The following is a 21,729-nucleotide window of genomic DNA, read 5'->3' on the forward strand; positions in this document are numbered from 1 at the left end:
TTGCTAACCTTGGGATGTGGCCAGCGCCGCGCGGGCCATGCCGCGCAGCAGTTCGGCCATCGCCGCGGGCGGTAGTTCCCCGGCGCTGTGCGGTGTGGAGTTGAGCAGCCCGAAGACGGCGTGGGTCGCGGCGCGCAGCTCGGCCTGGGAACGGCCCGGGTAGAGCTCGCTCAGCACGGTGACCCACTCCTCGACGTACAGTCTCTGGAGCCTGCGGATCCGTCGCCGGGCGGGCTCGGGTACGTTGTCCAGCTCCCTGTCGTGCACCGTGATCAGCGCCGGGTGGCTCAGCGCGAATTCGATCTGGCAGCTGAGCAGGGCGTTCAGGGCCTGCTCGGCGCCGGCTGCCTCGGTCACGCGGCGGGTGCCCGAGGCGTGCAGGCGCTCGCTGACGTCCAGCAGCATCTCGGAGAGCAGAGCCTCCTTGCCGCTGAAATGCCGGTAGAGGGCCGGACCCGAGGTGCCGACCGCGCCGCCGATGTCCTCGATCGAGACACCGTGGAAGCCGCGCGCCGCGAACAGTCTCGCCGCGGCGTCCAGGATCTCGGCGCGCCGCGAGCCGCGATTGCGGGTAGCGGGCTGGGCAGTCGTCACCTTCCGCATGGTAGACGGTAACGTTAATAATGACTAACATCTGCGGTGAAGTTAGTGATCCTTAACCCAGCGGCGACGGAGCCGGACAGGAGGGCCCGCATGAGTGGCTGGCCGGTGCTGCGAAGCACCTGCGACCCGGGTGGCGAGGGTTTCAGGCGCAACGCCGAGGTCAATGAGCGGCTGGTCGCCGACCTCGGGGAACGCGTCGCGGCCGCGAGACTGGGAGGCCCGGAGAAGTCGCGCGCCAGGCACGTCTCCCGGGGCAAGCTGCTGCCCCGCGACCGCGTCGACTCCCTCCTCGACCCCGGCTCGCGATTCCTGGAGCTCTCCCAGCTGGCCGCGGGAGGGATGTACGGGGACGAGGCGCCCGCCGCCGGGATCATCACCGGGGTGGGCCGGGTCTCCGGCCGCGAGTGCGTGATCGTCGCCAACGACGCCACCGTCAAAGGCGGCACCTACTACCCGATCACCGTCAAGAAGCACCTGCGGGCCCAGGAGGTCGCCCTCCACAACAACCTGCCCTGCGTCTACCTCGTCGACTCCGGGGGCGCGTTCCTGCCCAGGCAGGACGAGGTCTTCCCGGACCGCGAGCACTTCGGCCGGATCTTCTACAACCAGGCCACCATGTCGGCGCGCGGCATCCCGCAGATCGCCGCGGTCCTCGGCTCCTGCACGGCGGGCGGCGCCTACGTCCCGGCGATGAGCGACGAGGCGGTGATCGTCCGCAACCAGGGCACGATCTTCCTCGGTGGCCCGCCGCTGGTGAAGGCGGCCACCGGCGAGGAGGTCAGCGCCGAGGACCTGGGCGGCGGCGACCTGCACGCCCGGGTCAGCGGCGTCACCGACCACCTCGCCGACGACGACCGCCACGCGCTGAGGATCGTCCGGGACATCGTCTCCACCCTCGCGCCGCGCACGCCCTCCCCCTGGGAGCGCCTGCCATCGGAGGAGCCGGTCTGCGACCCCCGCGACCTGTACGGCATCGTCCCCGCCGACACCCGCACCCCGTACGACGTCCGTGAGATCATCGCCCGCGTCGTCGACGGCAGCAGGTTCGGCGAGTTCAAGGCCGAGTACGGCAGCACGCTCGTCACCGGGTTCGCCCGCATCCACGGTCACCCCGTCGGGATCATCGCCAACAACGGCATCCTGTTCGGCGAGTCGGCGCTCAAGGGCGCCCATTTCATCGAACTGTGCGACCGGCGCAACACCCCGCTGGTCTTCCTGCAGAACATCAGCGGGTTCATGGTCGGCCGGGCCTACGAGGCGGGCGGGATCGCCAAGCACGGCGCGAAGATGGTCACCGCCGTCGCCTGCGCCCGGGTGCCCAAGTTCACCGTGGTCGTCGGCGGCTCGTTCGGGGCCGGCAACTACGCGATGGCCGGGCGCGCCTACTCGCCCCGGTTCCTGTGGATGTGGCCCGGAGCCCGGATCTCGGTGATGGGCGGCGAGCAGGCCGCCAATGTCCTGTCCACGGTCGGCAACGCCGACCCCGACGCCATCCGCGGGCAGTACGAGGAGCAGGGCAACCCCTACTACTCCACGGCCCGCCTCTGGGACGACGGGGTCATCGACCCCCTCGACACCCGAACCGTCCTGGGCCTGGCCCTGTCAGCCTCGGCCAATGCCCCCCTCGACCCTGTCGGCTACGGCGTCTTCCGGATGTGACCGCACCCATGACCCAACCATCAGCACCCCGCCGGATGTTCGACACCGTCCTCGTCGCCAACCGCGGCGAGATCGCCCTGCGGATCACCCGTACGCTCAGCAGACTGGGCATCCGTTCCGTGGCCGTGCACAGCGACGCCGACGCCGGGGCGCGGCACGTCCGCGAGGCCGATGTCGCGGTACGGCTCGCCGGCGGCTACCTCGACGTCGACGGCATCCTCGCCGCCGCGGCGGCGACCGGAGCCCAGGCCGTGCACCCCGGCTACGGCTTCCTCGCGGAGAACGCCGCCTTCGCCCGGCGCTGCGCCGAGGCCGGGCTCGTCTTCGTCGGCCCGCCGCCGGAGGCCGTCGAGGCCATGGGCGACAAGATCCGCGCCAAGGCCACCGTCTCCGCGGCCGGCGTCCCCGTCGTCCCCGGCGGAGCCGAGCCGGGCGACGACCTGGCCGAGGCCGCCGAGCGGATCGGCTTCCCCGCGCTGATCAAGCCCTCGGCGGGCGGCGGGGGCAAGGGCATGGTGCTCGTGCGCTCCGCGGCGGAGCTGCCGGAGGCGCTGGCGTCCGCCCGCCGCACGGCCGCCGCCGCGTTCGGTGACGCGACCCTGCTGATCGAGCGGTTCGTGGAGAACCCCCGGCACATCGAGATCCAGGTGATGGCCGACGCCCACGGCGGCGTCATCCACCTGGGCGAGCGCGAGTGCAGCCTGCAGCGCCGCCACCAGAAGATCGTCGAGGAGGCACCCTCCCCGCTTCTCGACGCCGCGACCAGGGCCGCGATGGGCGCCGCGGCGGTCGAGGCCGCCAGGTCCGTCGGCTACACCGGTGCCGGCACCGTGGAGTTCATCGTCCAGGGCTCCACCGGCGACTACTACTTCATGGAGATGAACACCCGCCTGCAGGTCGAGCACCCCGTCACCGAACTGGTCACCGGCCTGGACCTGGTCGAGCTCCAGCTCAGGGTCGCCGCCGGCGAGCCCCTCCCGCTCACCCAGGAGCAGGTGCGGCTCGACGGTCACGCCGTCGAGGCCCGGGTCTACGCGGAAGATCCCTTCCGGGGCTTCCTGCCGACCGGGGGCCGGGTCCTCGCGCTGCGCGAGCCGCCCGGCGTGCGGGTCGACTCCGGTCTGCTGGCCGGGGGCGTGGTCGGCAGCGACTACGACCCGATGCTGTCGAAGGTCATCGCCTGGGGGCCGGACCGGGCGAGCGCCCTGCGGCGGCTCGACGGGGCGCTCGCGGCCACGGCCGTGCTCGGGGTGCCCACCAACATCTCCTTCCTGCGCGCCCTGATCGGCCATCCCGCGGTGGTCGCGGGAGACCTCGACACCGGCCTCGTCGAGCGCCACCTCGACGAGCTGGTCTCCCGTGCGGGCGTCCCCGACGACGTGCTGACCGCCGCGGCCCTGGTCCTGCACCGCGAGCACGTCCCCGCGGGGCACGCCGACCCGTGGGACGTCCCCGACGGCTGGCGGCTGGGCGAGGCGGCGTGGACCGTCTACCGGCTGGAGAGCCGCGACGGGGTCCACGAGCTCAGGGTGCGCGGCCTGCCCGCCTCCGGCGCCGAGGTCCTGCTCTCCGGCGACCTCTCCGGCGACGGCGCGGGTGCCGGCGCCGAGACGGTACGGGCGCTGCTGGCCGACGAGGGCGACGACCTGCTCGTCACCCTCGGTGAGACCGCGAGGCGCTACGCCGTCGCCAGGGACGGCGACACGGTGTGGCTCGGCCGCGACGGCGACGCCTGGGCGTTCACCCACCGCCACCTGGGCGACCCCGGCGACCGGGCGGGCGCGGGCGGTCCGGGGGACGGTCTGGTCCGCAGCCCGATGCCGGGCACCGTTCTGGTGGTGAAGGTGGCCGCCGGTGACCGGGTCACCGAGGGGCAGCCGCTGCTCATCGTGGAGGCGATGAAGATGGAGCACACCGTGACCGCGCCGATCGACGGGGTTGTCGCCGAGCTGCGGGTCCGGACGGGCCAGGCGGTCGGCATGGACGCCGTGCTGGCCGTGGTCGGCGGACAGGAGCGGTGATGCGCGCCGTACCGGAACGTCAGGGAGACGAGGGGGCATGATGCGCGAGCCGCAGAGGATCGGGGCGGAGGGACTGCCCGAGCGGGTCACGATCTACGAGGTCGGGCCGCGCGACGGGCTGCAGAACGAGGCGGCGGTGGTCCCCGTCCGGGTCAAGGCCGAGTTCATCGCCCGGCTGGCCGCCGCGGGACACCGGGTGATCGAGGCCACCAGCTTCGTGCACCCCAAGTGGGTGCCCCAGCTCGCCGACGCCTCGGAGTTGCTGACGGTCATGGAGCGGGTCCCCGGTGTGCGCTACCCGGTGCTCGTGCCCAACGAGCGCGGCCTGGACCGCGCGCTCGAACACGGCGTCCAGGAGATCGCGATCTTCGCGAGCGCCACCGAGACGTTCGCGGGCCGGAACCTCAACCGGACGCTGGAGTCGCAGTTCGACATGTTCGAGCCGGTGGTCGCACGGGCGCTGGCGCACGGCCTGAAGGTCAGGGCGTACGTGTCGATGTGCTTCGGTGACCCTTGGGAGGGCCCGACGCCGATCGCCCAGGTCGTCTCCGTCGGGCGCAGGCTGCTCGACCTGGGCTGCTTCGAGCTGTCGCTCGGCGACACCATCGGCGTCGGCACCGCCGGCCACGTCGCCGCGCTGATCGAGGCCTTCGGCGACCCCTCCCGGCTCGCGGTCCACTTCCACGACACCTACGGCCAGGCCCTGGCCAACACGCTCACCGCGCTGCGGGAGGGCGTGAGGGTGGTCGACGCCTCCACCGGAGGCATCGGCGGTTGCCCGTACGCCGAGAGCGCCACCGGCAACCTCGCCACCGAGGACCTGGTCTGGATGCTGCACGGTCTCGGCGTCGAGACCGGCCTTGATCTTCCGTCGCTGGTGGAGACCAGCACCTGGCTGGCCGGCAGGCTCGGCCGCCCCAGCCCGTCGCGGGTCGTCCAGGCCCTGGCCGGGAGCCCGTCCCGCACCCCCGTGGAGAAGGAGTGACCATGCCCAAGCTGACCGGCGAGTACGAGGAGCTACGCAAGACCGTCGAGGCGTTCGCCCGCGACGTGGTGGCCCCGGTGATCGGCGACCTCTACGAGCGCGAGGAGTTCCCCTACGACATCGTGCGGCAGATGGGCGCGATGGGCCTGTTCGGGCTGCCGATCTCCGAGGAGTACGGCGGCATGGGCGGCGACTACTTCGCGCTCTGCCTGGCCCTGGAGGAACTGGCCAGGGTCGACTCCAGTGTGTCGATCACCGTCGAGGCCGCGGTGTCGCTGGGCGCCATGCCGATCTACCGGTTCGGCACGGCCGAGCAGCGCGCCGAGTGGCTGCCCCGGCTGACGTCGGGCGAGATGCTGGGCGCCTTCGGTCTCACCGAGCCGGGCGGCGGCTCCGATGTGCCGGGCGGCATGCGCACCACGGCGGTGCTGGACGGCGACGAGTGGGTGATCAACGGCACGAAGGCGTTCATCACCAACTCCGGCACCGACATCACCGGCGTCATCGGTGTGGCCGCGATCACCGGCGAGCGGGCCGACGGCAAGAAGGAGATCTCCACGATCCTGGTGCCGGCGGGCACCCCGGGCCTCACCGTGGCCAAGAAGTACTCCAAGGTGGGCTGGAACTGCTCCGACACCCGCGGGCTCTCCTTCGACGACTGCAGGGTCCCGGCGCGGAACCTGCTCGGCGAGCGCGGGCGCGGCTACGCGCAGTTCCTGCAGACCCTCGACGAGGGCCGCATCGCCATCGCCGCGCTCTCCACCGGGCTGGCCCAGGGCTGCGTGGACGAGTCGCTGCGCTACGTCCGCGAGCGCCGGGCGTTCGGCCACCCCATCGGCCACTACCAGGCCATCCAGTTCAAGATCGCCGATATGGAGGTGCGCACCCACACCGCCCGCCTGGCCTACTACCACGCCGCGGAGAAGATGCTCGCGGGGGAGCCGTTCAAGAAGGAGGCGGCCATCGCCAAGCTCGTCGCCGGCGACGCCGCCATGGACAACGCCCGCGACGCCACCCAGATCTTCGGCGGCTACGGGTTCATGAACGAATACCCGGTCGGCCGCTTCTACCGCGACGCCAAGATCCTGGAGATCGGCGAGGGCACCAGCGAGGTCCAGCGCATGCTGATCGCCCGCGAGCTGGGGCTCGGCGACCTCTGAGTGCTGGAAGGCGGCGGGCCCGGTCGCGGGTGAGGAGGCCGGGCCCGCTTCGACAAAGCCGGACGGGTTGATGATCGCCCAGGACTGAGGCGACTCAGTCCACACGGGTGAAGGTGATGTCGAGCTCCGCCACCACGCGCTCGCCCACCTCGGCCCAGCAGCGGAAGTCATGGTCAGCGCCCTCGCGGGTACGGCGGTGCGCGCTGAACCTCATCGTTTGCCCCGCGTAGGCGAGGCTATGCGCTACCAGGCGTACGCCCTTCGTCATGCAGCGAGCCGATGGCGCACCCTCCAGCCGGCGCAGCAGTGTGGTGGCCACTCGCGTCATGCCACCGGCGACAACGGCCACCGGCATCGCCGGGTGCAGGGCAAAGTGGCCCTTGCACATGTCCGCTGTCACCGGGCCCAGTGTGGCACTGAGGCATTCGCCGTCCGGGTGCCAGTCGCGCAGCGCCAGGGGCTTGCCGTACGGGTTCTGCCGCAGCTCGGCCCACTCCTCGGGCGTGCGCCGGACTCCGTCGTCGAGGCGCGGCTCGCGACGCATGTCCACACGCGCCTTGGCGAACAGACGTGCGAAGGTGGCGGCCGGCAGCACGTCGTAGTCCACATCCAAGCGCATCAGTGGAGTGCCGTCGGGCGAGGACAGCAGCGTGTGTGCTTTGGCGGTGCGCTCGCCGGTGTGCTCCGCCTGCGCCGAGCCCCGGAGCAACTCCGAGGCGCGCGCCTGCGGCTCCGGGTTCAGCCACTGTCCGCGGGCGCCCGTTGCCAGGTAGAAGTGCTGGCCCTCCCGAGGCGCCGCCACGGCCGCGGCGCATGAGCCAAGAATCGCCAGGTGGCGGCCCGCTTCGGCGATGCCGATGCAGCCGGCCTCCATGTCTGGGTCCTGTTGCACGGGCACCCTGGCCGCCACCTCGCCCTGCCGCATCACCGTGACGTCCTTGAGGGCGAAGTAGGGATCTCTCACGCAGATGCGTGAGTAGAGCTCGGATGCCGTCAGTACCGTATGCGGCTCCAGCACGGACAGGCCCCGGGCAGGCCCAGGGGCCACAGAAAAGGCGGCAGGAGCGGCGGGCGTATCGGATATGGAAGCCGACCTCGTTTCGGAATGCCGCGCCGAAGAGCCTTGATCGGCAACTTCCGTATTTCCTGACAACGGAAACCTCCTCTTTGTTATTAAATTCGGAAAAATATGCAACTCTACACGATTTCCGGCCGACGTCGTTTCTGAATCGACGCAGAACTGAAGTGACCCTTCGTGGATTCCGCGGTCGACCGGTTGCTCGACATCGTTGGACTCGGCTGCGCGGAGCGATATGAGATGTCTCCGACCTGGTGAAACACCAGGAAGGTCGAGAGTGCGCGCCCAACGGATCGTCGTGGAGCGTTATGAGGTGAGAGCGATTTCCGAACTCCGGTCAGGCCCTGGAACGGCCTGACCGGAGTGCGCTCGCCGACATGTTCTTCAAGCGGGGTTCGTTCCTGAAGAAGACGGACAGTTGCCGCCGGTGTTCCTTCATCGGGTGTAGTGGCCGGTTGTCCCCGCGGTCGTTTACCACGGATGGTTGTCGGGGCACTTGAGGAACAGGTTGGTGCCGGTCCGTGGTTCCAGGATCTTGCCGGTCCTGATGGTGATGATCGGCGGCCGAGGCCGGGAGCGCCGGGACGAGGAGCCCACCGGCCGGGGCGGCGGCGACCGCCACACCGATGATTCCGCGTGTTCTCATGACTTTCTCCTTCACTTCCTTGCCCGAGGGCGGGGAAAGTCGTGCCGGAACAGCGTGAGCGGGCGAGACCGCAGATTTCCGCGCCGTCGTATCCGGTCACCTGATTTCTCCCTCAGGAGATCTCCCGGAGAAGTCTTCTCACACGATCTTGGGTACGACTTGAACTTCACTTGGACACCGGTCCGAACAGGTCGGTGCGTCGTCGACCGCCCGGCGGGAGCGGTGCGGGATACCGGAGGATGAGCGGGCGAAGGCGAGGGCGGCGTCCGCGGGCCTGCCTGCCTCCGCGAGGAGGGCGGGTGCTCACGGCTTCTCCGTGGTGTCGGGCAGTCCTTCCAGCTCGCGTACCCGCTCGATCATCTCGGTGATGGCGTTCAGGCTCTTGGGGGAGAGACCGGCCGCGCGCAGCGCGAGCTGCCGGACGCGCGTGTCCCGGATGGCGGTCAGCAGCGCGAGTTCGGCGTCGATCCGCTCGGCTGCCGTTTCGTCGAAGAAGTAGGCCGGAGGGACACCGAAGAATCCCGCCAGGGCTTCAAGATGCCGTTTGGTCGGGTTGTCGCGGATGCCTTTTCGCAGCTGCCAGATGTAGGTGGCCGATATGGTCGGGCCGCCGGCCGCGCGAAGTGCCTCGGCGACCTCCTCGAAGCTGTACTCGCCGCCGTCACGCGGGTGGACCGTGTGGAAGAGATGGTCCAGCTTCGCCGCGAGGGTCCGCCGTGTGTCCGGCGAGCCGGCCGGCGAGGTGTCTGGCATGTGTCCTTCCCGCGCGGACCGGCCTGGGCAGGCCCGGGTCGCAGGTCGAAGGATACCAGGGCGTCAACTGGGGTGGGTGGCAGTGTGTATATGGACCAACGACAGTTTGTTGTTCTTGTAGATCGGTTGCTGCGAGGTCCTCCGGGCGGAACATTAGATGAAATATCCTGATGTTTTCCCGGGGGTGCCGTCACCTGTCGTCATCCGTCAGCGGCCGGCCGTGATGCAGCGTCTCCGCGTAGGAGAACACGTACCCCCTGCCCACCTCGACGGGGGCCAGGCCGGCCAGGTCGGCGTCCGGCACGTCGAGGAGGCGCAGGTCGGCCGATCCCGCCCAGATGTCGGAGAACTCGATGTCGGTGACCTCCGAGACGACGAGCCGGTTCAGCGGCGCCTCCGACGGCACCCAGGAGGGGAACAGCCGGGTGTGCACCAGCGGGACCGTGTGCAGAAGCGGCGGCCGGTCGATCCGGCCGTCCAGGGTGACGGTCGCCTCGGCGGTACGCCGTCCGTCCACGGACAGGACCCCGCCGAACCGTCCCCCGCCGGCCAGCCGGGGACCCGCGCGGCCGACCGCCACCGGCCGGATCTGGTGGACGGTGCCGAACTGCTTGGGCATGCCCTGGATCCAGCCGCGCATCAGCGGGACCGGGCTGTCCACCCAGGCGTACGGGCATCGCGCGAGATGCCGCCCCCGGTACCGGCAGGAGATCAGGATCAGGAACTCGGCGAACCGGCATCGCGCCGGGTCGGCCAGTTCGGCCCCGGACTCCGAGCACCACTGCCACTCGGCGAAGATCGCGGCGGCCTCGCCGGGGTCGGGGCCCGGCTCCAGTTCGGGCGGCAGGAACCGCGCGGCCGCGGCCGGGTCCACGCGGTAGTCGACCATGATGACGTCGCCGGAGAAGTGCCAGGGCGGCGGGGTGACCATCGCCGAGCCCCCGGAGGGGGAGAGCGGCAGGGTGTAGCCGTGCGGGCCCGCCATCGGAGTGGAGGGGATGGTCGTCTCGATCGATCGCATGCGTCAGGTCCGATCCGTGTGCGCCGGTAACGCGTTCCAGGCCGCGGCCAGCCGCCGGGCGGCGAAGGCCAGCCGCGAGGGGGAGTTGAAGCTGTAGGCCAGCCGGATGGCCGGCCGCGCCGTGCCGCCGAAGCGGGAGCCCGCGGCCACCTCGACCCCGGCACCGCTTGCCGCGCCGAGCAGGTCGGGCTCGCGCCGCCGGTGGCGGGCGCGGAGCCAGACGAAGAAACCGCCGTCCGGCCGGTCGAGTTCGAAACCGTCGTCCAGGTTGGCCAGCAGGGTGTCGACGAGCGTGTCACGCCTCTCCCGCAACCGGGCTCGCAGCCAGTCCAGGTGACGGTCGTAGTCGCCGGCGCGCACCAGGGCGGCCACCGCGAGCGCGGCGGTGTGGTTCAGGCAGCCGCCGCTGCGGAACAGCCCGTGACCGGCGAGCCGGTCGACGGTCTCGGTCCCGGCGAGCAGCCAGCCCAGGCGCAGCCCGGGGGCGAGCGTCTTGGAGAAGGTGCGCAGCCGGATCACCCCGTGGTAGCTCGCGAGCCCCGCCATGGAGGGGGGAGCGGGGGCCTCGCCGAGATGCAGCTCGGCGTAGGCGTCGTCCTCCACGACCGGAGTCCCGTGGCGGGACGCGACGGACAGCAACTCACGTCGCCGAGCGACGGGGACGACCCGGCCGGTGGGGTTGTGGAAGGTGGGGTTCAGGTAGACGAACGCGGCTCGTTCCTCGGCCAGGGCCTCGCGCAACGCGTCCGGGTCCATGCCCCCGGAGTCCGAGCGCACCTCGCGCAGCCGCATCCCGCAGTCGGTGAGGATCAGGCGTCCCAGGTCGTAGCAGGTCTCCTCGACGAGGACCACATCCCCCGGATCCGCCAGGGTGGTGGCGAGCAGCTGAAGAGCCTGCGAGATGCCCGCGGTGACCAGCACGTTTCCGGGCCCGCAGGCGATGCCGTCCGCCTGGGCGGTCCGTTCCGCCAGCGCGGCGCGGAGGTCGAGCGCGCCCCGGTCGTCGCCGTAGCCGAGCGCGGCCGAGCCGTACTCCTCCAGTGCCCGCGCGTAGGCGGCTCCCAGCAGGTCGACCGGGAGCAGGCCGGGTTCGAGGTAGCCCGGCCCCAGGTCGAACACGCCGGGAGGGAGGAGCGACTGCACGACCCCCGCCCGCCAGGAGCGCGCGTGCGACAGGGGTCCCGCGGTCTCCGCCGGAACCGTCGCGGCCTCGCCCGCGTCGGTTCTCATCGTGAGAGCAGTACGGAGCGCAGCGCCCGGGTCGCCTCCCTGAGGGGAGCGGCGGACCTGGCCAGGGCGATCCTGAGGGTACTGTTCCCCTCGGGCGGGTTCGCCCAGTGGAACTTCTGGCAGGGCAGCACGTACACGTTGTGGTCCCGCAGGCTGGACCACACGTCCAGGGCCGACCGCGCGCCGACGTTCACCCGTTCCACGCTGGCCCTGCTGTGCGGGTCGGGGAAGTGGATCCCCGGCACCCCGGCCAGCCCTTCCCGCACCAGGGCGCGGTTCTCCGCCACGAAGCGGTGCAGGTCGGCGAGGCCGCCGTCCGCGGCGTCCTCGGAGAACCGCTGGACCAGCGCGAGCACCATCGGGGACACGCCCAGCAGGATGTCGGAGTAGATCTTGGCCACCGGCAGGCCGAGGTTGGCCGCCGTCACCAGCCAGCCGACCTTGAGGTCGAGCGTCGGCCACAGCTTGCCGGTGTCCTCGATGACGACCCAGCGGCACCCGCTGTCCCGCAGCACCCGGTAGTGGTCGTAGTGGCCGGCGGGGTCGAACCCGCGGAACGAGGTGTCCAGCGCCAGGACCAGGTCGCGCTCCGCGCACTGCCCGGCGAGCCTGCGCAGGCCCTCCTCGGACAGCACCCGGCCGGTCGGGTTGTTCGGTGTGGTGACGAAGACGCAGCCCACCGAGCCCAGGACGTCGTCGAGGTCGTCCTCCCCCAGCCGTTCCTCGGCCACCGGCACCAGGTCCAGCCCGACACCGCGGAGGATGTCCGGGATGTTGTCGAAGGTGGGGTGGATCAGCGCGACCGAGCTCATCGCGCCGGCCAGGGAGCGGGCGAGGATCTCCATGGCCACGGAGGAGGAGTAGCAGGCCAGCACCCGGCCGTCGTCGCCCGGGTAGCTGTGCTGGCCGAGTAGCCCGAAGTACGCGCGGTGGGCTTCCCGCTCCACCTCCTCGACCGGGAGTTCGGCGGCCTTGAGGAACAGGTTCGGCAGGTCGTCGATGATCCGGGCCTGTCCCGCGGTGAGCCCCTGGCGGGCGTGCGCGTCGGCGATGTTCAGCGGGCTGTTCAGGGCCAGATACTCGAACTGGGTGAGATTGCCGACGTCCAGCCCTGAACTGGCGGGCACCGTTCGGGTTTCCTGCATTCCGTTCACCTCACATGGGTGGTTCGGGAGTGTGGGGCAGCCGGGGACATCTGTTTTCCGGCATTCGAAAAATCCCTGTCGAATCCGGGGGTAACCGTTCGTGGACCGCCGGTCGACCGGCGCCGCGGAATGCGGTTATCGATCACACGAAACGACAGGGGTGTTGAGGGAAAAATAATGCATGAAAAGAATGTTCGCAAGCGTCTGGTTGCTCAATACGCGAGCTGCATATTTTCCCGAGGATTCAATGTCGTTGCCCGTCTGCGACGCCCCCGTCATGCTGTCACCAGCGGCTGTACTGTCGGCATGACGGTTCAACATGGAACGCCTGTTTTCGCGGACGAGAATGTCCGGCATGCCGTGGCGGGTCGTGGATCGAGAATGAGAGGTGCTCTTAAATGTCGACCGTGACGGCCATTCCGGAACCATCCGCGGAAAAAAACGGGGCGGCGATGTCGCCGGTGCGCCGGGGACCCCTCGCGGCCGTCTCCGGCGGAGCGGTCGCCGTGTTCCTGCTGCTTTCCGGAGGACAGGGGTACTACGTCGACGAACTCTACTTCCGGGTGGCCGCGGGGCATCTCGACTGGGGATACGTGGACCAGCCGCCCCTGATCCCGCTGCTGGCCCGGGCGCAGATGGCGCTGTTCGGCGACAACCTGGTCGCGATCCGCGTCGTGCCGGCGCTGCTGGCCGGAGTCGCCGTGCTGGTCGCCGGGCTCATCGCCCGCGAACTCGGCGGGGGCGGCAGGGCGCAACTGCTCGCGGCGTGTGCGACGGCCGGCTCGCTGGCGTCGTTCGCCGCCGGGCACGTGCTCCACCCCACCGCCGTGGACCACCTCGTCTGGGTGACCGCGTGCTGGCTGGTGATCCGTGTCATCCGTACCGGCGAGGAGCGGCTCTGGCCGGTCGCCGGCGCGGTGGTCGGGATCGGACTGCTCGCGAAGTACCTCGTGGTGCTGCTGGTGATCTGCCTCGCGGCGGGGCTGCTGGTCACGGGGCCCAGACGGGTGCTGCGCAGCGGGTATCTGCCGGCCGGCGCCGGGGTCGCCGCGCTGATCGCCGCGCCCGGCCTGGTCTGGCAGGCGCTGAACGGCTGGCCCCAGTTCGCGATGGCCGGGAGCCTGTCCGAGCCGTTCGGGGTCGGAAGCGTGATCAACTTCTTCGTGGGACAGATACTGATGATCGGCCCGTTCCTGACCCCGGTGTGGGTTGTGGGACTGCTGGCCCTGCTACGCCGGCCCGAGTGGCGCGCCTACCGCTCGCTCGCCGTGGCCTACCTGGTCATGGTGGTGGTCCTGCTCCTGGCCGGTGGCGCCCCTCGGTACACCGAGGGTCTGCTGACCGTGCTGCTGGTGGCGGGATGCGTCCGCGCCGCCGGTTGGGCGGCGACGATCCCGCGCCGGATCTGGGTCGGGTTGGCGGTGGCCGGGAACGCGCTGCTGGCGATGGTGATGGTGATGCCGGTCCTCCCCGCCGCCGTGTACGCCCGCGATCCCGTGCTGGCGGCGCTGGGCGAGGAGCAGTTCGGCCAGACGGGCTGGCAGGGGCTGGCGGGACAGGTGGCCGCGGTCTACCGGTCGCTGCCGGAGGCCGACCGGGCACGGGCTGTCGTCTACGGCCACAACTACGGCGAGGCGGGTGCCGTCGCGCTGTACGGTCCCGGTTACGGACTGCCGCGGGAGTACAGCGGCAACAATTCCTATGCTGATTTCGGTCGTCCGGCGGACGATAAAACGGTTGTCATAGCCGTCGGTGTGGACCGTGCCTCGTTCTCCAGGCTGTTCGGGCGGTGCGAGCTCGGTGGCACGCTCGATTTCGAGTTTCCCCATTTCGAGCAGGGTAAGGAGATCCTGGTGTGCCGTGACCCCCGTGAACCGTGGTCGCGGATATGGCCTGAACTGCGCTGGCTGGGTACATTCTGAGACCACGACCCAATTTCCGGCCTGCTAGGCTCGGCCGGGATAGGACATGGAGAACTCACGGGGGTGGGTCAGTCGATGAAGACATTGGTCCGCGGGCTCGAAGAGTCCGCGGACGTCGCCGTTCTGGAATTCTGACCGTGGTTCTCCGGGGGCGGAAAGCATCCCTCGGGTGGTGCGGCGGGTCCACTCTCGTCCTTTTTCGAGAATCACGATGACCCGTTCAGGGGCGAGTTTCAGGCGGCTGCGCCGCAGGTGTGACGAGATACTGAGCGAGCTCCCGCTGCCCATGCCGTTCGACGCCGGGAAGCTGTGCGACACGGTGGCGCGAAGGCGCAGCCGCACCATCCGGCTGGAGCCCATGAGGAGCCGGCGCGGCGTGATGGGGCTGTGGGTGGCCGTCGACGGTGCCGATCTGATCTTCTACGAGCAGGTGACCACGCCACCGCACCAGGAACACATCATTCTCCACGAGCTGAGCCATCTGCTGTGCGGGCACGATGTGACCGACCTGTCGGCCGCCGAGCAGGTACGACTGCTCATGCCCAATCTGGACTCCGGGATGGTGCACAGGGTTCTGAGCCGCGGCTCCTACTCGGGCGTCGAGGAACGGGAGGCGGAGCTGCTCGCCTCGCTCATCATGCAGCGATCCAGACGAATGTTCCCCCTGAGCGGCGACGTCTCCGCTGGAATCGGGCAGAAGCTGGTCGCCGCCGGCCTGGCCGCGGCCCTGGCGTACCACGTCAACAAGGCGCTGCTGCCGGCCGTGGCCGCCTTCGGGGACGACCACGCCCGGCCGCTCGGTCACGCGCTGGACGCCGTGCTCGCCCTGGTCGCGTTCGTATGCGTCCCGCTGGGCGCCACCATGCCGGCGTGGGGGGCGTTCCTGCGGGTGCCCGCCCTGCTGGAGTGGTTCCATCGCTACCGCGTCTACACGGTGCTGCGCCCGCTCTGGGGAGATCTGTACCGGGCCAACCCGCAGATCGCCCTGCTGCGGCCGCCGCACCGGCTGGCCGGCCTGCTGCCACCGCGCGACCTCGGCCTGCGCCTGTACCGGCGGGTCATCGAGATCCGGGACGGCCGGATGATCGTACGGCATCACCTGGACCCCGCGGTCGCGGCCGCGGCGCGGGAGCGCGCCGCGGCCGCGGGGATCACCGGCCGGAAGCTGGACGCCGTCGTGGAGGCGGCGACGCTGTCGGCCGCGTTGCGCGCCGCCTCCGGAGACGAGGCGCCCGCCGGGGAGCCGCCCCGGGACACCGTGCCGGGCGGGGACGACCTGGCGGGCGACGTCGCCTTCCTCTGTGACGTCGCCCGCGCCTACCGCCGTTCGCGGTGGGCGTGGCGGCTGTCCCGGCTACCCGGCGCGCGCCGTCTGCGGCGTCTCAGGCAGGCAGGCCGCCGGTCGGCCGCGGGCCCTCCGGACGACGGGGGGCGGGCGACCAGGAGGAGTACTCCCTGAGCCCGTAGAGCAGCGGTACCGCCCGAGCCCGCTGCTCCACCCGGAACACCTGGCCGAACACCACGGTGTGGTCGCCCACCTCGACGGTCCGGGTGACCCGGCAGTCCGCGAACGCGTGGGCCTCGTCCACGAGGTGCGGCCCGCCGAAGGAGGGTTCCGTGCGCCACCTGACCCGCTCGAAGCGGTCCGGGGTCCCCGAGGCGAAGAGTTCCGCCGCGTACCGCGCGCGGTCGTGCAGAAGGTTCACGGTGAAGGTCGACAGCTTCAGCATCGCCTTCAGCGTCGGGCTGAGCCTGCGGACGCACACGAGCAGGGTCGGCGGGTCCAGCGCGACGCTGCACACCGAGGAGCAGGTCATCCCCCACGGCCTGCCGCCGGGCTCGGCGGTCGTCACGATGGCGACCCCGCTGGGGAAGGCGGACATCAGCGACCGGAACCGCGTCGGGTCGACCGCCGGCGGCGCCGAGGGGGGCTCGAAGGAGGGCTCGAAGGGGATGTCGAAGGGAGAGAGGCCGACCAGCGGGTCCTTCATCGTGGTGCTCCGTGCGCGGCCCGCCGCTCGGGGGGCAGGTCGTGCAGGCGCGCGAAGTACTCGTACTGGCTGGGCAGCCTGTCGACCAGTTCACGGGACTGGTCGCGGACGATCCGCAGTTCCCTGGAGGCCGCGGCGCCGTCGAACAGCCTCAGCGCCGGCGGGGCCTGCACGGGGAGGCCGCCCAGCCCCAGGAGCATGGCGGTGTAGGAGTAGGGCTCGAACCCGTGGTAGTGAGGGAAGACCGTCTCGGGGTCGGGCAGCTTGACCTGCCACTGCTCCAGACGTTCGGCCAGCCCGTCGGGTACCTGACGGGTCGTGGCGTCCTTCCAGTAGTCGTTGTCGGCTCGCGCCGCGGCGTGGTAGTGCAGCACCAGGAACTCGCGCACGCCGTCCATCACATTGGCGACCTGGCGGTTGTAGGACCGGCGCAGCCGGTCGTCCCAGCGCTCGCTGGGGAAGTGCTTGACGAGCTGTTCGACGGCGTTCTGGATGAAGAAGATGCCGGTGGACTCCAGCGGCTCGACGAACCCGCTCGACAGTCCGATGGCGACGCAGTTGTTCACCCAGGAGTTCTCGCTCCGGCCGATCCGCATGCGGATGTGGTTGGCCTCGAGGTCGTCCGCGGCCGGGCCGACGAACTCGCGGAGGGTCCGCTCCGCCTCGTCGGGCGTGCAGTAGTCACTGGCGTAGACGTAGCCGGTGCCGACGCGGCCGAAGAGCGGGATCGTCCAGATCCATCCCGCCTCCTGAGCCGTGGCCGTGGTGCAGGGGCGGATGCCCCGCTCGGCCATGTTCACCGGCACCCGCAGCGCCACAGCCCGGTCGTTGGGCAGGGTGTCCTGGTACGACATGAAGGGCACCGAGAGGGCCTTGTTCAGCAGCATCCCGCGAAAGCCGGTGCAGTCGATGAACAGGTCGCCTTCCAGCGCGCCGTGCTCCCTGGTGACGACGTCGCTGATCCAGCCGCGCTCGTCGAGGTTCACGTTCACCACGTCGTCGAGCACGTGCCGGACGCCGCGGTCGGTGCCGTACTTCGTGAGATACCTCGCCAGCAGCGCGGCGTCGAAGTGGTAGGCGTAGGGGAACTGTGTGTTCTGTTCGGTCAGCGTGGTGCGGTAACCGCGCTCCGCGCCGCCCTCGGTGAAGTCCTGCTCGAACAGTGCTCCGGAGAGATAGCGGGGAGACCGGTTCGCGTCGCAGAGCGAGGCGATGACGAAGCAGTCCTTGTCGAACCGGCCGCCGGGGCGCTCGTTCAGCCACCAGTCGGTGAGCGGGAATCCGTTCACGGTGCGCAGGCGCTCGAACGGGTGGTAGAAGTGGTGGCCTTGGGAGCGCCAGTTCTCGAACCGGATCGCCAGCTTGTAGGTGGCCTGGCACTCCGGCATCCACTCGCGCTCGTCCAGGCCCAGATAGTTGAAGAAGTGGCGGATCGTGCTGAAGGTCGCCTCTCCGACCCCGATGGTGGGCACGTTCTTCGACTCGACCAGTGTCACGTTGATTCGGTCGCCGAAAGCCGCCCGCAGGTACGAGGCGGTCATCCAGCCCGACGTGCCACCTCCGACGATAACTACGCTTTTGACCATTCTGAACCCTTATCCCTGCGCGTGAGAACGGAACACCGGGAGAACACCGGGAGAACGCCGGGTGATGTGAAAGGCGCGGCTCGGCGGTGTCATCCACCCCGGCATTGTTGAAAGCCTCTACCAAAAGCGTGGTCCGGCTCCACATCATTGACTCGATAGCTAAACAGGGCGGTCAGGCGTGCTTTCAGTACGCTGAGTAATGGGCTGGTCGCCGATTCGGGGGAGGCGTGTTCCCAGCCGTCCGGCTGCCGGGAATCGGTGCCGCCGTGCTCTGGATGGTCGAGAGATCCGGGGGGCAGCGCAGTTCAGAGGCTGTCCCGAAGGTAAGTGCATCAACTGGTGTGTATGAGATTTGACGCTTTCTGCAACGAGAGTTGACTTCCGATCGGCGTCGGAGTTAGGTTGATCTTATTGACAGAGCCAATGGGAGAGTGATGAGAATATCACTCTCGGTTTACTGGGGGATCCTCGCGGACGGTCCTGGGCATTGCCCGGCGCCCGCCGAGATCGATTAGTCCGCGCGCCGGCCGGCAGAGCGGGCCATCATTTGCCGGAGCCTCCGCTGAGAGGCGTGACCTGCTTTCCAACAACACAGAAAACCAATCTTTCTACAACGCTGGGGGCCGCGGTGTTGAGGATTCATTTCACGGTTGAGGACCTGGCACGCCTGCGCATGGTCGCGAGCCTCGGGCCGGTGGCCGAGAGCGTGTTCGCGCTGGACATCTTCGGTCGCAACGGAGGCGCCGCCCTGAACGGGTGGCGAAAGCATGTGCGTGATCGGCTGGGCGAGGGCGTCGGCAGCGTGGAGCAGCTGGTCCGTGAACGCCGGGCGCCGACGGAGCTGCTGGAACTGGTCGAGCGCTCTCCCGGCCGAGCCGAGCCGCGCTCCGTGGCCGACGAGTGGGCCGGCCGGCGGGTGAGCGCCACCGTGCTGGGGTTCTGTCAGGTGGCGGTGCTGCCGTACTGGAGCAGGGTGCGAGGTTACCTGGAGTCCGAGCGCGAGGCGTACGGCCGGATAACGATCAGCAACGGCGTCGAGTGCCTGCTTGAGACGCTGCACCCCAGGCTGTGCTGGAACCCGCCGGTACTGGAGATCCCCGACAGCGAGGACCGTGACGTCCACCTGCGCGGACGCGGTCTGCTGCTGAGCCCCTCGCTGTTCCTGCAGGGCAGGAACTACCTCTTCCTCGACGCCGAGCACGAGACGGGGCTGCCCGCCCTGGTGGTCTCGGCGCCGTGCACCCCGGCCTTCCTGTCCGACCTGGCCGGGGCGCCGGTGCCCGACGACGAGGCGCTCGGCGCCCTGGTCGGGCACACCAGGGCGGCCGCGCTCCAGGCGCTGGCCGAGAGCTGCACCACGGGCGGCCTGTCCGAGCGGCTCGGCATCTCTCTCGCCGGGGCCAGCAAGCACGCCACCGTACTGCGCAAGGCCGGACTGATCACCACTGCCCGCAACCGCAACACGGCGCTGCACACCCTCACCTCCCTGGGGGTGGCGCTGCTGCACGGGGAGCTCTTCCTGTCTCCCCAGCGCAACTGACCCCCGCTCCGGCACGCCTCGTGAACGGAGAACCTCCAAAAAGGAGAGCGCCATGAACTCGAACCCCTTCGAAGACCCGGAAGGCACCTACCTCGTGCTGGTCAACGACGAGGGGCAGCACTCCCTGTGGCCCGCGTTCGTCGATGTGCCCGCGGGGTGGACGGTGGTCCTGCCCGAGACGGACCGGCAGGCCGCCCTGGACTACATCACGGACAACTGGACCGACATGCGTCCGAGGAGCCTGGCCGAGGCGATGGGGGACCGGCCATGACCGGCCACGAACTGCCCCTCGTCATCGAGGGCGGGGGTGCCCGGATCTCCGACCTGGTGAGATCCGACCGGCAGGAGATCCGCAAGAGCCTCACCGCGCACGGCGCCGTGTTGTTCCGCGATTTCGAGGTCGGCGGCGTCGACGGTTTCGACGAGGTCGTGCGCGAGCTGTCGGGGGCGCCGCTGACCTACGCGGAGCGCTCGTCCCCGCGCAGCGTGATCAAGGGCAATGTCTACACCTCGACCGACTACCCCTCGCAGGAGGAGATCTTCCTGCACAACGAGAACTCCTACCAGACGGTCTGGCCGATGGTGCTCTACTTCCACTGCCTGCGACCGCCGTCGTCCCAGGGCGCCACGCCACTGGCCTCCACCCGTGCCGTCCACGACAGGATGGACCCGTCGATCCGCGAGGAGTTCGCGCGGCGAGGGTGGATGGTGGTCCGTAACTACAGCGACGAGCTCGGCATGTCGTGGCACGAGGCGTTCAACACCGACAGCGAGGACGAGGTCACGGACTACTGCCGGAGCAACGGCGTGCAGACGGAGTGGCTCGGCGGCGACCGGTTGCGGACCAGGGCGGTCCGCCAGGCCGTGCACCGTCACCCGGTCACCGGCGACCCGGTGTGGTTCAACCACGCGACCTTCTTCCACATCACCACCCTTCCCGAAGGGGTGCGGCTGGGGCTGCTGGAGATGTGCGGGGAGGAGAACCTCCCGAGCAACACCTACTACGGCGACGGCGGGACGATCCCCGACGACGTCGTCGGCCACCTGCGAGACTGCTACCGGTCGGCGTCCGTGCGGTTCGACTACCGTCAGGACGACCTTCTGGTCATCGACAACATGCTGACCTCGCACGGCCGCGAGCCGTTCACCGGGCCGCGGAAGATCGCCGTGGCGATGGCCGAGCCGTCGTCGACCTGACCGCCGATCGACGGTCGATTCGACGATCAGGCCGACGACGGCCGGCCGTCGCGCCCCTCAGTCCGGCTCGCGCAGCCGCCGGACCTCGGCGGAGATGATCGCCAGGAGCAGCAGGTCGGCCGCCAGGCCGGGCACCGCGGAGAACTGGTTCATGACGAACGCGAAGACCTGGCCGAAGAGGATGTCGACCAGCAGCGCGGCGTTGAGCAGCCGGAAGGCGGCCATGCGGTTCCCGCGCAGCCGCACCGCGCCGCACAGGCCCAGCGCCACCGTGATCGCCGCCGAGACGGCCATGCCGATCACCGCCCCCCACTCCTGCTCGCCGTCGAGCGTGCCGTAGGCGTTCTCCAGCCCGAGGCCCACCAGGGGCAGGAGCGCCTGAACGATGAGATACACCACCGCGAGGGTGACGAGCAGGGGGCGGCGCGTCAGGCCGTCGAGGGCGACGCGGGCGCGGGCCAGGCCGGTGCGCAACGGCCCGGGAGCCGTCTCCCGGGCCGGGACCATGCCCAGCAACCGGACCGCCGCCGCGTCGAGCGCGTCGTCGGAGCCCTGGACCAGTCGCACGGCGGCGTGCCGCTGCTCCACGGTCAGCCCCGAGGTCACCCCGACGAGTGCCGCGTAGACGGCGTTGGCCGTGCGCTCGCGCTGGGAGAAGTCGGTCCGGCCCTTCAACCACTGGGAGAGCACGACCAGGAGGGCGAAGACCAGGTAGATGATCCCCGCGGCCGGCCGGTAGAAGTAGTCGGTCGTCTGGGTGACGAACTTGCCGACCTCATCGACGAACAGCCCGAACCCGACCCCGCCGAGGACGGCACCCCAGGTCCGCGCGGCCTGGCCGAGGAACGCGAGCGTGATGCCCATGCCCACCGTCATCAGCAGGCCGCCCCACAGGACGTGGGCGATGTGCAGGCTCCCTCCGCCGAGCTGGGGATAACCGGCCCGTTGGAGATAGGCCCTGGTCAACAGCACCGCACTGATCCCGGATATCGCGAACACCTGCAGATGCGCGGCGGCGCTGGTCACCCGGGTGAGGCCCGATAGGCGCAATGTAGTTCTCCCTAATGCTGCCGATGGCGTTCTGGGAAACGGCCGGCCGAGAAGGCGACGGCCTCGGCTCCGGAGGTGCCTGACCTACGGTGTCCCGCGTCGGCGGATCGACAGGGCGGCGACATGGAAAAGGTCGGTCCGG

General features: G+C 70.1%; 18 protein-coding genes. 9 read left to right on the top strand and 9 right to left on the bottom strand.

The genetic code is table 11. The features are described 5' to 3' along the window. Positions 1 to 3: 3 nt before the first annotated feature. The gene (locus tag ACWD3H_RS17500) at positions 4 to 603 is read right to left on the bottom strand and encodes an SACE_7040 family transcriptional regulator (protein WP_355556813.1); all 600 of its coding nucleotides are present in this window, start codon (positions 601 to 603) and stop codon (positions 4 to 6) included. 90 nt (positions 604 to 693) lie between these two features. Here ACWD3H_RS17500 and ACWD3H_RS17505 point away from each other — a divergent pair, with 90 nt between their 5' ends. The 4 genes from ACWD3H_RS17505 to ACWD3H_RS17520 are packed head-to-tail and all read left to right on the top strand — an operon-like array spanning position 694 to position 6,428. Further along, the gene (locus ACWD3H_RS17505; RefSeq protein WP_355556816.1) at positions 694 to 2,262 is read left to right on the top strand and encodes a carboxyl transferase domain-containing protein; all 1,569 of its coding nucleotides are present in this window, start codon (positions 694 to 696) and stop codon (positions 2,260 to 2,262) included. Positions 2,263 to 2,270: 8 nt separating this feature from the next. Continuing rightward, complete coding sequence (locus ACWD3H_RS17510; protein ID WP_451955691.1) at positions 2,271 to 4,283, top strand: acetyl/propionyl/methylcrotonyl-CoA carboxylase subunit alpha; 2,013 nt, start codon at positions 2,271 to 2,273, stop codon at positions 4,281 to 4,283. A gap of 37 nt (positions 4,284 to 4,320) precedes the next feature. Then, positions 4,321 to 5,268 carry a hydroxymethylglutaryl-CoA lyase gene (locus ACWD3H_RS17515; protein ID WP_355556822.1) on the top strand — a complete coding sequence of 316 codons (948 nt, stop codon included), beginning with the start codon at positions 4,321 to 4,323 and terminating at the stop codon, positions 5,266 to 5,268. A 2-nt stretch (positions 5,269 to 5,270) separates the two neighbouring features. Further along, entirely contained in the window at positions 5,271 to 6,428 is a 1,158-nt protein-coding gene (locus ACWD3H_RS17520) for an acyl-CoA dehydrogenase family protein (RefSeq protein ID WP_433361222.1), read from the top strand. A gap of 94 nt (positions 6,429 to 6,522) precedes the next feature. Here the strand turns inward: ACWD3H_RS17520 and ACWD3H_RS17525 are convergent, their stop codons facing one another. The 5 genes from ACWD3H_RS17525 to mppP form a co-directional block, all read right to left on the bottom strand. Further along, on the bottom strand, positions 6,523 to 7,446 hold the full coding sequence (locus ACWD3H_RS17525; RefSeq protein WP_451955692.1) for a hypothetical protein: 924 nt from the start codon (positions 7,444 to 7,446) through the stop codon (positions 6,523 to 6,525). Between the two features lie 1,009 nt (positions 7,447 to 8,455). Further along, a complete protein-coding gene (locus ACWD3H_RS17530; protein ID WP_451955693.1) occupies positions 8,456 to 8,905 on the bottom strand; it encodes a helix-turn-helix domain-containing protein in 450 nt (149 codons plus the stop codon). A 190-nt stretch (positions 8,906 to 9,095) separates the two neighbouring features. Beyond that, a complete protein-coding gene (gene mppR, locus ACWD3H_RS17535) occupies positions 9,096 to 9,926 on the bottom strand; it encodes an enduracididine biosynthesis enzyme MppR (protein ID WP_355556831.1) in 831 nt (276 codons plus the stop codon). A gap of 3 nt (positions 9,927 to 9,929) precedes the next feature. Continuing rightward, positions 9,930 to 11,156 (bottom strand): aminotransferase class I/II-fold pyridoxal phosphate-dependent enzyme, encoded by a 1,227-nt coding sequence (locus ACWD3H_RS17540; protein WP_451955694.1) that lies wholly within the window; start codon positions 11,154 to 11,156, stop codon positions 9,930 to 9,932. Then, positions 11,153 to 12,301, bottom strand: a complete 1,149-nt coding sequence (gene mppP / locus ACWD3H_RS17545; protein ID WP_451955695.1) for an enduracididine biosynthesis enzyme MppP — start codon at positions 12,299 to 12,301, stop codon at positions 11,153 to 11,155. Before mppP ends, ACWD3H_RS17540 begins: the two co-directional genes overlap by 4 nt. A 461-nt stretch (positions 12,302 to 12,762) precedes the next feature. On the opposite strand from mppP, the gene ACWD3H_RS17550 reads away from it, so the two are divergent. Together ACWD3H_RS17550 and ACWD3H_RS17555 are read left to right on the top strand one after the other, a co-directional pair. Beyond that, on the top strand, positions 12,763 to 14,223 hold the full coding sequence (locus ACWD3H_RS17550) for a glycosyltransferase family 39 protein (protein WP_451955696.1): 1,461 nt from the start codon (positions 12,763 to 12,765) through the stop codon (positions 14,221 to 14,223). A 211-nt stretch (positions 14,224 to 14,434) separates the two neighbouring features. Further along, positions 14,435 to 15,682 carry an MAB_1171c family putative transporter gene (locus ACWD3H_RS17555; protein ID WP_451955697.1) on the top strand — a complete coding sequence of 416 codons (1,248 nt, stop codon included), beginning with the start codon at positions 14,435 to 14,437 and terminating at the stop codon, positions 15,680 to 15,682. On the opposite strand, the gene ACWD3H_RS17560 is transcribed toward ACWD3H_RS17555, so the two are convergent. Further along, a complete protein-coding gene (locus tag ACWD3H_RS17560) occupies positions 15,606 to 16,214 on the bottom strand; it encodes a flavin reductase family protein (RefSeq protein ID WP_350916826.1) in 609 nt (202 codons plus the stop codon). The genes ACWD3H_RS17555 and ACWD3H_RS17560 overlap by 77 nt on opposite strands. Next, positions 16,211 to 17,800 carry a tryptophan halogenase family protein gene (locus ACWD3H_RS17565; protein ID WP_451955698.1) on the bottom strand — a complete coding sequence of 530 codons (1,590 nt, stop codon included), beginning with the start codon at positions 17,798 to 17,800 and terminating at the stop codon, positions 16,211 to 16,213. Before ACWD3H_RS17565 ends, ACWD3H_RS17560 begins: the two co-directional genes overlap by 4 nt. A gap of 628 nt (positions 17,801 to 18,428) precedes the next feature. On the opposite strand from ACWD3H_RS17565, the gene ACWD3H_RS17570 reads away from it, so the two are divergent. The 3 genes from ACWD3H_RS17570 to ACWD3H_RS17580 are packed head-to-tail and all read left to right on the top strand — an operon-like array spanning position 18,429 to position 20,537. Next, positions 18,429 to 19,340: an ArsR/SmtB family transcription factor gene (locus ACWD3H_RS17570; RefSeq protein ID WP_451955699.1), complete on the top strand. Its 912-nt coding sequence runs from the start codon at positions 18,429 to 18,431 to the stop codon at positions 19,338 to 19,340. 52 nt (positions 19,341 to 19,392) lie between these two features. Continuing rightward, positions 19,393 to 19,611 carry an MbtH family protein gene (locus ACWD3H_RS17575; RefSeq protein ID WP_355558983.1) on the top strand — a complete coding sequence of 73 codons (219 nt, stop codon included), beginning with the start codon at positions 19,393 to 19,395 and terminating at the stop codon, positions 19,609 to 19,611. Then, on the top strand, positions 19,608 to 20,537 hold the full coding sequence (locus ACWD3H_RS17580; RefSeq protein ID WP_451955700.1) for a TauD/TfdA family dioxygenase: 930 nt from the start codon (positions 19,608 to 19,610) through the stop codon (positions 20,535 to 20,537). The genes ACWD3H_RS17575 and ACWD3H_RS17580 overlap by 4 nt, the downstream gene beginning before the upstream one ends. 57 nt (positions 20,538 to 20,594) lie before the next feature. On the opposite strand, the gene ACWD3H_RS17585 is transcribed toward ACWD3H_RS17580, so the two are convergent. Next, on the bottom strand, positions 20,595 to 21,587 hold the full coding sequence (locus ACWD3H_RS17585; RefSeq protein ID WP_451955701.1) for a hypothetical protein: 993 nt from the start codon (positions 21,585 to 21,587) through the stop codon (positions 20,595 to 20,597). Between the last annotated feature and the right edge of the window lie 142 nt (positions 21,588 to 21,729).

The organism is Streptosporangium sp. NPDC002607 (assembly GCF_053592655.1).